12 protein-coding genes are annotated in these 15,330 nt (G+C 43.0%); 5 read left to right on the forward strand and 7 right to left on the reverse strand.

Annotated elements, in window-relative coordinates; translation table 11 throughout:
- The first annotated feature begins 11 nt into the window (after positions 1 to 11).
- A complete protein-coding gene (gene galE / locus GTO83_RS02675) occupies positions 12 to 1,022 on the forward strand; it encodes a UDP-glucose 4-epimerase GalE (RefSeq protein WP_180871603.1) in 1,011 nt (336 codons plus the stop codon).
- A gap of 181 nt (positions 1,023 to 1,203) precedes the next feature.
- On the forward strand, positions 1,204 to 2,157 hold the full coding sequence (locus GTO83_RS02680) for an L-lactate dehydrogenase (RefSeq protein WP_180871604.1): 954 nt from the start codon (positions 1,204 to 1,206) through the stop codon (positions 2,155 to 2,157).
- A 497-nt stretch (positions 2,158 to 2,654) separates the two neighbouring features.
- On the opposite strand, the gene tsaD is transcribed toward GTO83_RS02680, so the two are convergent.
- The 4 genes from tsaD to GTO83_RS02700 all read right to left on the reverse strand — a co-directional run bounded on the left by tsaD (position 2,655) and on the right by GTO83_RS02700 (position 6,851).
- On the reverse strand, positions 2,655 to 3,692 hold the full coding sequence (tsaD, locus tag GTO83_RS02685) for a tRNA (adenosine(37)-N6)-threonylcarbamoyltransferase complex transferase subunit TsaD (RefSeq protein WP_180871605.1): 1,038 nt from the start codon (positions 3,690 to 3,692) through the stop codon (positions 2,655 to 2,657).
- Between the two features lies 1 nt (position 3,693).
- Positions 3,694 to 4,254, reverse strand: coding sequence for a ribosomal protein S18-alanine N-acetyltransferase (rimI, locus tag GTO83_RS02690; RefSeq protein WP_180871606.1), 561 nt, complete (start codon positions 4,252 to 4,254; stop codon positions 3,694 to 3,696).
- Complete coding sequence (tsaB, locus tag GTO83_RS02695; protein ID WP_180871607.1) at positions 4,238 to 4,957, reverse strand: tRNA (adenosine(37)-N6)-threonylcarbamoyltransferase complex dimerization subunit type 1 TsaB; 720 nt, start codon at positions 4,955 to 4,957, stop codon at positions 4,238 to 4,240. Before tsaB ends, rimI begins: the two co-directional genes overlap by 17 nt.
- Positions 4,958 to 5,414: 457 nt before the next feature.
- Positions 5,415 to 6,851 carry an amino acid permease gene (locus tag GTO83_RS02700; RefSeq protein WP_180871608.1) on the reverse strand — a complete coding sequence of 479 codons (1,437 nt, stop codon included), beginning with the start codon at positions 6,849 to 6,851 and terminating at the stop codon, positions 5,415 to 5,417.
- 329 nt (positions 6,852 to 7,180) lie between these two features.
- Here GTO83_RS02700 and GTO83_RS02705 point away from each other — a divergent pair, with 329 nt between their 5' ends.
- Entirely contained in the window at positions 7,181 to 7,630 is a 450-nt protein-coding gene (locus tag GTO83_RS02705; protein WP_180871609.1) for an Rrf2 family transcriptional regulator, read from the forward strand.
- Positions 7,631 to 7,787: 157 nt separating this feature from the next.
- Here GTO83_RS02705 and GTO83_RS11080 read toward each other — a convergent pair whose 3' ends face one another.
- From GTO83_RS11080 to GTO83_RS02715, 3 genes are all read right to left on the reverse strand, one after another.
- Entirely contained in the window at positions 7,788 to 8,465 is a 678-nt protein-coding gene (locus GTO83_RS11080; RefSeq protein WP_370524328.1) for a hypothetical protein, read from the reverse strand.
- A complete protein-coding gene (locus GTO83_RS11085) occupies positions 8,462 to 8,878 on the reverse strand; it encodes a hypothetical protein (RefSeq protein ID WP_370524329.1) in 417 nt (138 codons plus the stop codon). The genes GTO83_RS11080 and GTO83_RS11085 overlap by 4 nt, the downstream gene beginning before the upstream one ends.
- 285 nt (positions 8,879 to 9,163) lie before the next feature.
- The gene (locus tag GTO83_RS02715) at positions 9,164 to 10,741 is read right to left on the reverse strand and encodes an amidohydrolase (RefSeq protein ID WP_180871610.1); all 1,578 of its coding nucleotides are present in this window, start codon (positions 10,739 to 10,741) and stop codon (positions 9,164 to 9,166) included.
- A 206-nt stretch (positions 10,742 to 10,947) separates the two neighbouring features.
- On the opposite strand from GTO83_RS02715, the gene ppsA reads away from it, so the two are divergent.
- Both ppsA and GTO83_RS02725 read left to right on the forward strand, forming a co-directional pair.
- Entirely contained in the window at positions 10,948 to 13,344 is a 2,397-nt protein-coding gene (gene ppsA, locus GTO83_RS02720; protein WP_180871611.1) for a phosphoenolpyruvate synthase, read from the forward strand.
- Positions 13,345 to 13,617: 273 nt separating this feature from the next.
- The gene (locus GTO83_RS02725) at positions 13,618 to 15,330 is read left to right on the forward strand and encodes an IS1182 family transposase (RefSeq protein WP_180871612.1); all 1,713 of its coding nucleotides are present in this window, start codon (positions 13,618 to 13,620) and stop codon (positions 15,328 to 15,330) included.

Genomic DNA, 15,330 nt, shown 5'->3' on the forward strand with positions numbered 1-15,330 from the left:
GGGTGCAAATTATGGCAATTCTTGTTGCGGGGGGTGCCGGTTACATCGGCTCTCATATGGTAAAACGCTTAGTTGAAAAGGGAGAGGACGTGGTTGTCGCCGATAACCTTTCAACGGGGCATCGGAAAGCCATTGCTAAGGAAGCCAAGTTCTACTACGGTGACATCCGGGACCGGCAATTCTTGGATCGGATTTTTACAAATGAAGATATTACGGCGGTTGTTCACTTCGCTGCCTTTTCAATTGTCCCTGAATCAATGGCTAAGCCATTAAAGTATTTTGATAACAATACTGGTGGAATGATTACTTTACTTGAAGCAATGCACGACTTTGGGGTTAAGTACATTGTCTTCTCATCAACAGCGGCAACTTACGGGATACCCGAACACATGCCAATTAAGGAAACCGATCCACAAAAGCCAATTAACCCATATGGTCTTTCTAAGCTGATGATGGAACACATGATGGCCTGGGCTGATAAGGCATACGGGATTAAATTTGTTGCCTTACGGTACTTCAACGTTGCTGGGGCTGCTCCCGATGGTACGATTGGGGAAGACCACGGTCCAGAAACCCATTTGGTTCCAATTATCATGCAAGTTGCGCAAGGAAAGCGGGATGAATTGAGTATTTTTGGTGATGACTACAACACGCCAGATGGAACCAACGTCCGGGATTATGTTCACGTTATGGACCTGGCAGACGCCCATATCTTGGCAATTAAGTACTTGCAAGAAGGTAACGAAAGTAACGCCTTCAATCTTGGTTCATCGACTGGTTTCTCCAACAAGCAAATGCTTGAGGCAGCCCGGGAAGTTACTGGGAAGGAAATCCCAGCCAAGATGGCTCCCCGGCGTCCAGGGGATCCGGATTCCTTGGTTGCTGCTAGTGACAAGGCCCGGGAAGTCCTTGGTTGGAAGCCGCAATATGATGATGTTCACGATATCATTGCCACGGCATGGAAGTGGCACTCAACGCACCCAGCCGGTTACAATGACCGTGGGGAAGCAACTTTATATTAGCGGTCGGAAGGAACCTGCTCGACGGCTTAATTAGCGACTAAAGAGAACTTTTTGGTTCTTTTTAATCGCTTTTTTGTTTTCCATTGACAAAATTTAGAAGGGTGTTATATTAATGATACACATATTAAAAATCTCTAATTTAATTTTAATTAGAAGGTTTAAACTTGAAAGGATGATACATATGACAAGAAAAGTAGCCGTTGTTGGGATGGGCCATGTTGGAGCCACTGTTGCTCACTATTTAGTTTCTGGTGGCTTTGTTGATGATTTAGTTTTGTTTGATACCAATGAAGCGAAGGTTAATTCTGATGCTTTGGACTTGCGGGATGCGATGGCAAACTTACCAACGCACACTAACCTATTCGTTAATGATTGGTCACAAGTTGCTGACTGTGATGTGGTAGTTTCAGCGCTTGGAAAATCAAAATTAGTTGACACCCCAGACCACGATCGGTTTGCCGAATTTAAGTTTACCCGCACCCAGGTCCCATTGGTAGGGAAGAAATTAAGAGAAAATGGCTTCCACGGCAATATGGTCGTAATCACAAATCCTTGTGACGTGATGACTTCGATGTATCAAGAAGCAACTGGTTTACCAAAGAACCAAGTTGTTGGGACCGGGACCTTGCTGGATTCCGCACGGATGCGAGCAACCGTTGGTGAGGCGTTAGGGTTAGACTCGAGGTCAGTAGTTGGGTATAACTTAGGTGAACATGGAAATTCACAGTTTACCGCTTGGTCAACCGTCCGGGTCTTCGGAAAGCCACTTTTAACCTACCTTAAGGAGAATCCAGAGGTTAAAGTCGACCTTGATGAAATGGAAGAAAAAGCCCGTCAAGGTGGGTATACAGTCTACAAGGGGAAAAAGTATACCAACTATGGGGTTGCAACGGCAGCTGTTCGCCTTACCTTAGCGATGTTAAACGATGCAATGACGGAATTACCGGTTTCAAATTACCGGGAAGAATTAGGTACATATTTATCATATCCGGCAGTTGTTGGGCGCCGGGGAGTGGTTAAGCAACTGCAACTTAACTTAACGCCTGAAGAGCAAAGCAAGCTAGAAACAACCGCAAATTACATCAAAGAACGGTTAGCCAAAGAACGAGAACGGGCCGCTAATGAAGCTGAATAAGAGGGTTGGGTAACGACCTAAGTTTTCTGTAATATTTTTCAGATCCACAACGAAAGAGGCCGGGAAGAAATACACGTTTCTTCTCGGCCTCTCTTTCATCTCCGAATGTTACTCAGTAACTAAGGTCAAAGCCGTAGCTGAATGGCAGTTGCTTTCCACTGGGCGCACTAGCCCAGTGGCCTGAAATTAATGAATCAACTTGCGTTCTGCTTAGCTCGACCAGATCGTCGAGGATCTTTTTTCATTTAATCATCAAGTGACGAATTTTATCTACCATTAGTCCGTTAAGTTGAGCCATTAAGGATTTCTTAGGTGACGATCTTAATAGCGAAAGTAGTGATTGCGTTAGAGACTAGTGTGTTTTAGATAGCGAAGCATCAATAGTTTCTACTTACCATCAATCACTTGGATAGTAAATCTTGCTTCGCTGTGAATACTTTTTAAGGTGCTGAATTACTTGTTAAAGTTGACGATCCCTTTTTAACGTCAGTTAAAAATTATTGGGTCAGATCGGTTGTCCGGTCAAATGACAAGCCAGGAACGGCGTTTAAATCCCAACCAGCCCGGTCACCATGTTGGTAATTTACGTATCCAGCCGCTCCAATCATTGCTGCATTATCACCACATAGCTTTAAGGGAGCGAGGAGTAATTTAACTTCTGGATGGAGTTTTGCTAAATCCTTTTCCAGTCGAGACCGAACGCCTGAGTTAGCCGCCACTCCCCCGGCAAGAACCAGTTGCTTTACTGGATATTGATCAAGGGCCCGCATCGTTTTTTCACCCAGAATATCAACAACCGCAGCTTGAAAACTTGCCGCTAGGTCGTTTTTGTTAAGTTCTTGGCCGCGTTGATGAGCGTTATGGACGGTATTAATGAAAGCGGATTTTAAACCACTGAAAGAGAAGTCAAGGTTATCTTCTTGGACCATTGCCCGGGGGAATTTAAAGGTATCCTGGCCTTGATGAGCCCATTCATCAACGGTTTTCCCCGCGGGATAATTAATCCCTAATACTCGCCCAATCTTATCATAGGCTTCCCCAACGGCATCATCGCGAGTTTCACCGATGATTTCATATTCGTGCTCGGCTTTCATATAAACGAGTTCGGTATGCCCACCCGAGACTAAAAGGGCCATCATTGGGTAAGTGAATTCACCAACATAGCGCGCGGCGTAGATATGACCAGCCATGTGGTTGACTGGAATCAGCGGTAAGTGATGAGCCCAGGCGATAATCTTGGCAGCGGTAACGCCAATTAGAAGGGAACCAACAAGGCCAGGGCCGTACGTTACGGCGACGCCAGCTAATTGCTCATAGGTAACGCCCGCTTCGGTTAAGGCTTCCCTGGTACATTTGGTAATTTGTTCGATATGGTGGCGACTAGCAACTTCAGGAACAACGCCGCCAAACCGTTGGTGACTAGCAATTTGCGTGGCTACGATGTTACTTAGGATTTTAGTGCCATTTTCAATCACCGCCACACTTGTCTCATCACAACTACTTTCAAAATCTAAAATATAGGTTGGTTCTACCATGTTAATTTCCTTTCAATTTTAAGTCGCTTACCATTGTGTAGGCATCTTCCCCGTCCTCAATATAGTAATGGTGACGGGTGCCTTGAATTTTAAAGCCAAAGTGCTCATAAAGATGTTGGGCGGTTAAGTTACTAACCCGAACTTCCAAACTCATGGTTAATAAGCGTTGGCGAATTGCAACTTGCATTAGTGACCGAAGAAGAGCGGAAGCTAAACCGCGTTGTTGAAAAGCGGGGTGGGTCGCAACGTTTGTTAGGTGGGCATCTTTAGCCGCATAATTAACCGCCATCCCCGCATAGGCTAAAACAGTATCATGGTCTTTAACTGCTAAATATAAACAATTCGGCCGGTGTAAGTCATAATAAAAAGCAGCTTCATCCCATGGTGGAATGCGATAGATGACTCGCTCAATCTCAACGAGTTCGGGAACTTCAACTTCGCTTACTTGGGAAATTAGATATGGTTGTTGATTAACTACAACTGTCTGGGGTGTAAACCGCAAGTGGTTTTCGTACTGCATCCCAAAGTAAACTTTTAACCAGCTGTTAAACTTCTTTAACATATTCAATCGGTCCTTGATTAGGATGGTCTTTTTGCCAGTTAGCTTCGGCTTCGGTAATCCGCAAGTAGGTTGGGATAAAGTTATCAATATCGGTAACCGGTTGGGCTTTAGCGCCAAGTTTTGCTAAAGCAAAGGTTGAAACCATGGCCGCTGATTCAATAACTTGAATATTGGCAGGTAAACTTGGAACAGCGGCTTGAAGCTTTTTAGTCAGTTCGCCAAGTAAGTAGACTGGTCCATCGCTCGGTAACTGATCGATTAATTCCGCGAAGGTGAAATGGCCATCGGGTAAAATGTTGGTTAATTGACCGTTTTGGTAACGATAGCTTCCCGCAAAAACGTTACCCCGGCGCGCATCAAAAAAAGGAACTAATAAGGTATCAGTTACCGGTGCGATGCCAGCAGCAATGGTTGCTAAACTCGAGATCCCTACTAAATCGATTCCTAAAGTCATTGCTAAAGTTTTAGCAGTGGTAACGGCGATCCGGATCCCGGTATAAGAACCCGGGCCTTTAGCTACTACTACTCGGTCAAGATCAGTTGGCTCCCAGTTTACCCGGCGCATTAATTCATCAATGGTAGGGAGAACGTAAATGCTATGGTTTCTAACGGTATTTAGCGTCGTGGTTGCCTTTAACTGATCATCTTCAACTAGGGCGACGCTCATGGGATGATTTGAAGTATCAAGTGCCAAAATCTTCATATTAATTCCATCCTTTCGTGTTACAACTTCCTATCTTAACACAATGTTAATTCCGGTGAGTGGGATGACAAATTTTTTGAGTAATATTTGGAGATACAGAGGAAGGGAAAAACAACCAAGTCTACTAAAGCTCACAGGACTTGTTTACCATAGTACAGAAGGCCGTTCTAAGGTATCTGGAAAGATTTCCCCAAAAGCTAGATTAGTAAAAAAGGCTCTGCCAGAAACCCTATGACGATAAAAGTAAACCTTGTGAAAACCAACTTTAGTTAGGTTCGAGGATGTAACTTTTATTTCGAGGGAGATTTCTTAGCAGAGCGTGGAGATTTTCTTCATTGTAGTTGGTCCTGTCTTCCTTGACTTCGCATGGGTTCGCCAACGACAGGAAACCTGGCTAGTTCACTGCAACTTAGCCTTTATTGGTGGCCTTTTCCATTCCTTCTTTCCACAAACTAGACTAACGTAATTTAACCGCATTTAAAGGAATTAAGTGACTCTTATATTTAATTTTATAATATAGGAAAAGAATCACGAAGAGGGGAACACTCATATAGGTGATTAAGATGCTTTCCCAGTTCCAATGAATAAAGGCGTCAATATTTTGGCCACCCACAGCAATTAGACACAGGATAAAGGCAAAAATTGGTCCAAACGGGAAGAGCAAAGCTTGGTATTTCAGCTCACTTAATTGGTGACCTTGAGCTAAAAAGGCCCGCCGAAACCGATAATGGGCAATGGCGATCCCAAGCCAGGCAATGAAACCACTTAATCCGGAAGCGGCAATTAAGTAGTTGTAAGCTTCTTTCCCCAAGAACTGAGTTAAGAAAACTAAGAGGGAGATGGTTAAGGTTCCGATCATGGCATAAATTGGAATGCCTCGTTTGTTGACGTAGCCAAAAATCGACCAAGCATAACCTTCCTTGGCTTGGGTATAAAGCATCCGGGTTGAGGCGTATAGCCCAGAATTGGCAGCTGAGAGCAGAGCGGTAAAAACTACTGCGTTCATTACACTGGTGGCAGCCGCTAAGCCCGCTCGTTCAAAAACAATCGTAAACGGACTCATTGAAATATCCTGTACGTTTTGACTCAAGAGGTTTTTATCGGTATATGGTAAAATACAAGCCATTACAAAAATTGAAAGTAAGTAAAAGACGAGGATCCGCCAGAAAGTTGATTTAATTGATTTAGGAACGTCCTTGCGGGGATTAGCTGATTCACCAGCGGTAATGCCGACCATTTCAGTTCCTTGAAATGACATTCCCGCAACTAAAAAGACAGCGAACATACTTGGAAAGCCACCAACAAATGGAGCTTGCTTGTAAGTAAAGTTTGAAAGGCCAACGGCAGAATGACCACCCATGATGCCAACAATAATGGCTAAGCCGACAATAATGAAGATGGCAATTGTGACGATTTTGATGAGGGATAGCCAATATTCCATTTCACCATAGGAACGGACCGACAACCAATTAATGATCGTGATGATAATAAAGACCCCGATGGTAAAAATCCAACTGGGGACGTGGGGAAGCCAGAAGTTTAGGACAACCCCACAAGATACGGCATCGACGGTAATCGTGATGGTCCAGTTAAACCAATAGTTCCAACCCATTGCAAAGCCCAGGGCAGGATCAACATAGTCACTTGAATATTTAACAAAGGACCCCGTCGTTGGACTGTAAGTTGCCATTTCTCCTAAACTAGTCATCAGAAAGTAGACCATAATTCCCATTAGGGCGTAAACAAGGAGGGCCCCACCAGGACCAGCCGTTGAAATTGCTGATCCAGAGGCAACTAAGAATCCAGTTCCAATGGAACCACCGAGAGCGATCATGGTTAAATGACGTGTTTTGAGGCTACGTTTTATGTGACCTTGGTCATCAGAGCTTAACATGGAGAGCCTTCTTTCTAAAGTTAATAATTAATGACAAAGTTATGAGAAGTTAATTATTGAACTAAGTATACCATAGTAAATTTATAGCAATCGCTTTCAAAATAAATAATTATTAGTAATTACAAATGACAAAGTTTTCATCTTTCTTGTTAAAAGTTATTTTCTTAATAACAGTTGATCAGATAGGCGAAAAACGCACGAATATTAAATGAATATTTGAGGGGAAAGTAAATAAAATTAACATTCTTAATTTTTCAAGGTTTGATTGCTTGATACTTACAAAAAGTAAATGATATCCTAATATCAGCAATAAAGAACGGAGAATTAAAATGGCAAATACGCGACTCAGTGACTTACTCCAGATCCTCGTTTATTTAAAAGTTCACGAGGGAGAAAAATTACCAAGTACGATTATTGCGGCGAGTTTAAATACAAACCCAAGTTTAGTTCGCCAAATGATTAGCCAACTTAGCAAAGTGGGGATTTTAAAAACGCAACGGGGGAGTACACAAATTGATTTTTGTCGCCCACTAGATGAAATTACGGCACTTGATGTTTATCGAGCAAGTGAACCGACTCATGATCTATTAGTGGTTGATCACAATACTTCACAAACCTGTTCCGTTGGGGTGGCGTTTCCAAATGTTCTAGCCGGACACTTTGACCAACTTCAAGAAGCGATTGAGGCGCGGTTAGCTAAAATTACGATTAAACAGTTAGTCAATGAGACACAAGCGGATATTGCGCGGCACGTCGAACGCGATGAAGCAAAGAAATAGGGGCTTTGCGTTGCTTTCTCGTTATTAGAGGCGCTTTTGTATTCAGGACCATTCAAGGTTGTGGAACCGCTTGTTGGTAAAGGGGTGCGTTGGGTAGAGAAAATTGCCGGCTGATAACGTCATCTAGACGAGTGAGCTCGAAAACCATCCCTGGCTATTAATTAGTAATGATTGTTGATTTAACTTTAGTCCAGCTAAAGTGGATTAGATAGGCACTCAAGTATGACCATCCCCAAGTGATTAACCAAGTTAGGACAATTGCCAAAATAAGATGATTAGTTGGAAGGCCCCAAAGTAGCATTCCGTGCCAAATAAAATATAACCAGAAGACATGTGATAAAAAGGCCCGGTAGGCATAGGTTGCTAACCAGTGAAAGCTAGCTAGCGAATGATCCTGATGGTGGGTAGTTTGCCATAAATTTAAGTTGGCAACTAAAGCGATAATCAAAAGGGAATAGCAAGTCATTGATAGCTTGTAATAAGGGGCATTAGTAAGGCGAACAGGGAAACCAAATTGGAATAGTTCCCTGTTTGTCCAAATTAAAACTAAGCCAGTTGCTAAGATTAACTTTTTTCGCCATTTGACTAGCCACAAATTAACGCGAGAAGCAAACTGCCAAGCTAAGCCACCATAGACACCATAAATCATAAATGAAAGACAAACGCGGTCGAGGAGGTACCAATGAGTTGACGATCGTTTGGTTGCAATTTGATAGATTCCTAACCAAAGTAAGTAGCCTAAGGCAGTGGTAATCGTGACGAGTTTGGGGTGAATAATTGCTGATTTAGTTAGCCACCAGAAAAAGGGCATCAAGATGATAAACTGAAGCATCATCGTATTGTACCAAGGTGCGGGGCAGCGTTTCCGTTGACAAATTGCCAGAGCAAGCTAAGCCCAGAGTGGTAATGATGGTGTTGCTGAAGCTGAGGGATGATCAATAAGTAAATACTAGTCCACCAGATTGTTGGAACAAAGAGACTATGCCAAGCACCGTTAAGATGATAACGGTAAGGATGAAGCTGAATTTGGGGTTGGGTTCGTAGTGATGTATAGAGGATCCCAAAAATGAAAGCAGGAGCAGTGTACTTAGCTAGGTTGTATAGTAGACCAATGATAATTTGGTGGGGATGGTTAGGTTGCGTTTTAAGGGCAAAGGCTAGGACTGATTGAAGGACAACCGCAAAGAAAGCAAAAACTTTTAAGTAGTCCCCAATGTCAGCGAAGCGAATCGTAATTTTTTTAGTCATAAGGTTCTTCCTTAGCAAAATAATTTTATCATGATAAGCATGATCGGCGTATGAGCAAGCGTAATCTAGATTCAAGGCGGTCAGTTTATCGCGAGCGTGATTTTTAGTAAAGCTGGATTATGCAGGATCTGACCGAGAAAACTTGAGTCGTGGTAGCCTCAAGAAGTTAGTCAAGCTTGCGGTCATATTTTTCTTGAAGACGATTTCATAATTAGAAAAAACCGACAATTAAGATAATGGTAGGGACTAAATCCTACGGTTACTTAATTGCCGGTTTCATTATTATTACGATCGTTGATAAACTTTCTTCCCTCGTAGCCAGGTCTCTTTGGCTCGGATGTTTTGAAGTTCTTCATGAGGAACAGTAAATGGATCGGCCGTTAGAATCACAAAGTCAGCGGCTTTACCAACTTCGAGGGTTCCATTATGGGTGAATTGTCCTAATTGAGCAGCCCATTTCGTATAACCAAGGATCGCTTGTGGAACGGTGATCGCTTCTTCAGGATTAACGAGATCCCCGTTTGCGGTCTTCCGTGTGACCGCAGCGTAAATGCTATAAAACGGGCTATCAGGTTCGTACCATGGAGTACATGGGGCATCTGAACTTAAGGCGGTTAAAGCATTTGTAGCTAACATTGATTTTAGCCGGTAAGCTAATTTAAATTGTTGCGGTGAGAGATAACTTCGGTAGGATTCATCTTCAGCAAAGAAGAAAATCGGCTGAGTGGCTAAGCCGTATTCCATGGAAGCATCATTCATTTGTTTTAAAATTTGATCACTTAACAATGAAGCGTGCTCAATCCGAACGGAGGGAGTACCAGTTAACCACGGCTGAAGATCTTTAGTGACGTCGATAACTAATTGGATAGCAGCATCTCCCATGGCATGAATAGCAATTTGGAGATGATGCTTTTGCGCATATTCAACAGCACGTTCAAGTTTTTGGCGGTTAGTTAATAAGACTCCCCGTTTGCCAGAAGGATAAGGGGATTTATTATCAGCTGTCTCTCCAGAAATTGAACCGTCCATAAAGACTTTGATACCAGCAATTCGGAGTTGATCGTCATCACCAGGAACTAAAATTTCATCCCCTAGTTCGTCAAAAACATAGTAAATTGATGCCCGAGGTTTGAAGCCAGCCTTGACGGCATCTTGGTATAAGTTCAGCGAGTCGTATGGGTGAAGCCGACCCATCATTTCGCCAATGGCAATGATCCCATTTTCAAGATAATGCTGGGAAGAATTTACAAGGTTATTAACATCAGTTTGATAATTTTGGGCGGACTTAGCCCGGATTAATAATTGACTGGCTGCGACTTCCCGCATAAAGCCATTTGGCCGGCCATCCTCGAAATGACCGATTTTTCCTCCAACGGGGTCAGGCGTGTTTGCGTCAATTCCAGCTAATTCAAGTGCCTTTGAATTACCGACAGAAGAGTGGCAGTCAGAACGGTAAAGAAAGATCGGTTGGGTCGTTGAAACTTGATCTAAGTCATCAACTGTTGGAGCGCGGTGTTCAGCTAACTTTGTTTCGTCAAAGCCCCAGCCTTCAATCCAAACCCCTTCGCCTTGACCATACGTTGGGGCGTTTTTTAAAGCCGTAATTAACTCGGCGATACTATTAACCTTTGGGGGAGTACAAGCAATCCCGTGTAAAGCATCAGCGATATATTTGGGGTGAGTGTGGCAGTCAATTAATCCAGGTAAGACAGTTTGACCATGAAGATCAATCGCTGTTCGATCGGTAACTTCATCCTGATTACCAACCCAAGTAATTTGGCCATGATCAATCGTCATTGCGGTAGCGAAACTAGTTTCGTCAGTCCCAAGAAAGATTTTTGCGTTTGTAAATGTTGTTGTCATAATTATTCTCCTTTGATGGTCTTATTATAAACTCAATTGCGTTGTTAACGCTACCATCTTGGTTGTTAACCGGTGAAAATAAAGCTGTGAAATTAATAATTTGTAGGCCTAATATACATAAATATAGAAAATGTTAATTGCATTTATGATGGATAGTAATTAAAATAATAATGTAAACGCTGTCATTGATTAAGGAGGTTTATCTCATGGTTGAACGTGAAAATGCCAATGTTTTATGGTTTGATGAACTTCGCCGCAAGGACGTTGACCTTGTTGGGGGAAAATCATCATCACTTGGTGAAATGACGTCTGCAATGGATGTTCCGGTACCATACGGGTTTGCAACAACGGCCACGGCGTATCGGCGCTTCATGAAGGAAACCGGGATTAATGATCAAGTGAATGCATTACTAGCGGGGATCAAGGATTACGAAGATGCCGATGAACTGCACGCAACTTGTTCAAAGATTCGGCAAATTATTGTCGACGCCAAGATGCCGGACTACCTGGCGGAGGAAATTGAAGATGCCTATAAAGAATTAAGCCAAAAAGTTGGTGAAAAGGATCCATTTGTTGCTATTCGGTCAAGTGCGACTGCGGAAGACTTGCCAGATGCCTCCTTTGCTGGGCAACAAGAATCATACCTAAATATTAAAGGGGCTAAGGATGTTGTTAAGAAAGTCCAAGAATGTTACGCTTCCTTATTCACTGATCGAGCAACTTACTACCGGCAAAAGCAAGGGTATCCGCATGAAAAAGTTGCACTTTCGGCAGCGGTTCAAATGATGGTTTTCTCCAAAGCAGCTGGGATTATGTTCTCAGTTGATGTTACTAATGGGGATGATTCAAAGATCGTGATCGATGGGATTTACGGTTTAGGTGAATACATCGTTCTCGGGAAGGTTACGCCCGACCACTTTGTTGTTGATAAGAAGACGCTGAAGATAGTTGATCGGGAAATTACCACGAAACCAGTTCGTTTGATCCGGAAGCCAGGTAGTGGGGTCGAACAAGAAGATGTTCCAGCTGACATTAAGGACAAGCCGGTCTTGACGGATGATCAAGTTGAAGAATTAGCGGGTTACGTTAAGAAGGTTGAAGACCACTATGGTTGCTACATGGATATGGAATATGCCCTTGATGAACGGACAAATAAGCTTTGGATTGTCCAGGCGCGGCCAGAAACAGTTTGGTCTCGCCGGAACAAGGAAAAGAAGAATGCTGAGGAGGCGCCAAAGATGTCAGTAGCGGATGCCGAAGTTGTTGTAAAAGGGTTACCGGCTAGCCCCGGTTTAGCTGCTGGGAAGGCTCACGTAATTGGGAGCCCTGATGATATCGATAACTTCAAGGAAGGTGAAGTATTAGTTACCTTAATGACCTCACCTGATTGGGTTCCGGCCATGAAGAAGGCCAAGGCCATTGTTACCAACAATGGGGGAATGACCTGTCACGCGGCGATTGTTTCCCGGGAAATGCAAATTCCATGTATCGTTGGGACCAAAAGTCGGGGAACTGCGGTTATGGACGTTGTTAAGACTGGTGATGTGATCACGGTTGATGCGAAGAATGGGATCGTTTATAAGGGTGACATCGTTGATAGCTTGCAGCCAAAGGAAGCCAAGCCTACTACTGCTGGAACTACGGTAGCGGCGGAATACTTTGCCCCAACCGCAACGCAAGTTATGATGAATCTGGGGGACCCGGAATTAATTGATAAGTATGCAGATTTGCCGGCTGATGGGATTGGTTTGATGCGGGAAGAATTCCTCTGGACTTCTTATATTCATGAACACCCACTTTACTTAATTGAAAAGGGTGAACCCGAGAAAGTCGTTAATATGCTAGCCGAAGGGATCGCTAAGGTCGCCCGGACAATTGCGCCACGGCCAATGGTCCTTCGTTTATCCGATTTTAAGTCCAGTGAATACCGGAACTTAAAGGGTGGTGAAAAGTACGAACCAGTGGAACCTGCTGACTTACTCGGTTGGCGAGGGGCTTCTCGTTACTACGATCCGAAGTATGTTGAAGCCTTTAAGCTCGAACTTGGCGCCGTTAAGAAGGTTCGGAACGAATTTGGCCTGAAGAATCTGAATGTCATGATTCCATTTGTACGGACGGTTGATGAAGCTAAGAAGGTTACTGATATCATGGCGGCTGAAGGATTACATCGGAGTGCTGACTTTAAGATCTTTATGATGGCTGAAATTCCATCGAACATTATCTTAGCTGATCAATTTAATCAATATGTCGATGGATACTCCATTGGTTCAAATGATCTTTCAATGTTAATTCTGGGGTGTGACCGGAATAACGATACAGTATCGCGGCTCTTTGATGAACGGAACTTAGCTGTTAAGCGGGCAATTCGTCACTTAATTAAGGTTGCTCATAAGGATGGCAAGACGGTTTCAATTTGTGGTCAGGCTCCATCAGAATATCCTGAATTCACTGAATTCTTGATTCAAAGTGGAATTGACTATGTATCGGTTAACCCAGACATGGTAAAGCAAACTAAGCGTAATGTTGCCCATTTTGAACAGCGGATCGTGCTTGACAAAGCTACCGGTCGCGGTCGCCAAGACCCAACGAATTATGAGTGGTAATGAAGAAAAGCTCCTCTAAGGTCGTGCTTTGGAGCGAACCAGCTAACTGGTTTGGCGTTTGTGAGCCCATGCAAGGCTGAAGCGGTTGGTGCGACCTTAGTTACTGAGTAACATTCGGAGATGACAAACAACCTAAGATTAGTTCAGGATGAATTTTACCATCCTGGACTTTTTTATTACCCTAAAGATAGAGCTAAGGTCGTCCATAGCCTCAGGAAGTTGCTCCTGATATGATGTAATTATCACGAAAACAAACAAAAAGGAGCGATTTCCATGTATCAAAATTATACCATAGGGCAAACCGAATTCGTACTAAACTATAACTATGATTTACCAAAGAACCATATTGCGCGACTAATTAGTGCATTTGTCGACTCAATTCCACAGGAGGTTCTATTGGAAGAGTCGGTGGCGGCTACTGGCCGCCCTGCATCGCATCCAGCAATTATGCTTAAGATCCTCTTGTTTGCCTACTCGCGTCAAACCTATTCTGGAAGAAAGATTGAAATGATGTTGGATGAGAGTCTACCAATGCGTTGGTTAGCCCATGACTATACTTATAGTTACCACACCATCAATAACTTTCGGAGCAGTCAGCACGCTAGTAATCTGATCAAGCGTGCTTTTGTCTACTTTACCATGGCTTTAACAGATCACGGCCTAATTCAAAATGATGCAGTTTTTATTGATGGAACCAAGGTCGAAGCTGATGCCAATAAATATTCATTTACTTGGCGTCGTGCAGTGGAAAAGTACCACGCTAAGTTAAGGGAAAAGACAAGTAAGATTTATGAGGAATTAGTGGAAAAACGAGTGGTGCAAGAAATGGCGCCAGAGCTGGTCACTTCTGCCGAAGGCATGAAAACAATGGAACAAGAACTCGGAGAGCAAATCACTAAATTAGATGAAGAGATTGAGCAAGAACCCAAAATCATCAAAGGTGGTTCAGTTAGGAAACGGCGTCGTCGTTTCCTAAAAAAACTTCGCCACCAGCTAAGCAACGACTTAATTCCTCGTGCCCAAAAGTATGAACATGCCGAAGATATCTTCCAAGGTCGCAATAGCTACTCCAAGACTGATCATGATGCGACTTTTATGTGTATGAAAGAAGATCCGATGATGAATCGGGAATTGAAACCTGGCTATAACTTACAAATTGCCACTCATAAGCAATTTGTTCTTGATTACGGATTATTTTCAAACCCAACTGATACAAGGACTTTAGTGCCATTTCTTAAGCAATTTCATGCCTTAGGCTTCTTTAAACATATCGTCGCTGATGCAGGTTATGGTAGTGAATACAATTACACAACGATTCTTGATCAGTTTGAAAAGCAACCTATTATTCCCTATACAACTTATCAAAAGGAACAGAAGCGCAAGTTTAAAAACGACCCAACTAACTCACAAAATTGGCAGTATAACGCCGAAGATGATTACTATATTGATCATTTAGGGGTTCGTTTTAGCTTTTATCGGTATAGTGAGCAAATCGATAAATATGGTTTCAAACGTGATTTTAAAATCTATCGGGCAGATAAGCACCAGCCGTCAGCGCAATTGGATAAATTAACGAAAACACCAGGTGGTCGGCAACGTTATATGAAGGTTAACCCGACCTGGAATTATTACAAAGCAAAAGTGAAAGCGACCCTCTCAAGTGACGAAGGTAAGGCGATTTATCGTCGACGGAAGTTCGACGTTGAGCCAGTCTTTGGTCACATGAAGAGGGATTTTGGCATACGCCGAACTCACTTGCGTGGTCAACGGGCTGTGGAAAATGACATTGGCCTGGCCCTGATGACATTAAACATAACGAAATTGGGACAATTAATTAACCGATGGAGGGCCAATTTCATAAATAATCGAAAATCCGGACTACAATTTTTGATCAAGGCAAAAATTATAGTCCGGATTTTAATGTTAGAGGGGCAAAAATTAATAGTTAATTCCCAGCCTCCTCTCTTTTTTAATAGATTGTTTTAA

Source organism: Lactobacillus sp. 3B(2020), assembly GCF_013487845.1.
Taxonomy (GTDB): domain Bacteria; phylum Bacillota; class Bacilli; order Lactobacillales; family Lactobacillaceae; genus Limosilactobacillus; species Limosilactobacillus alvi.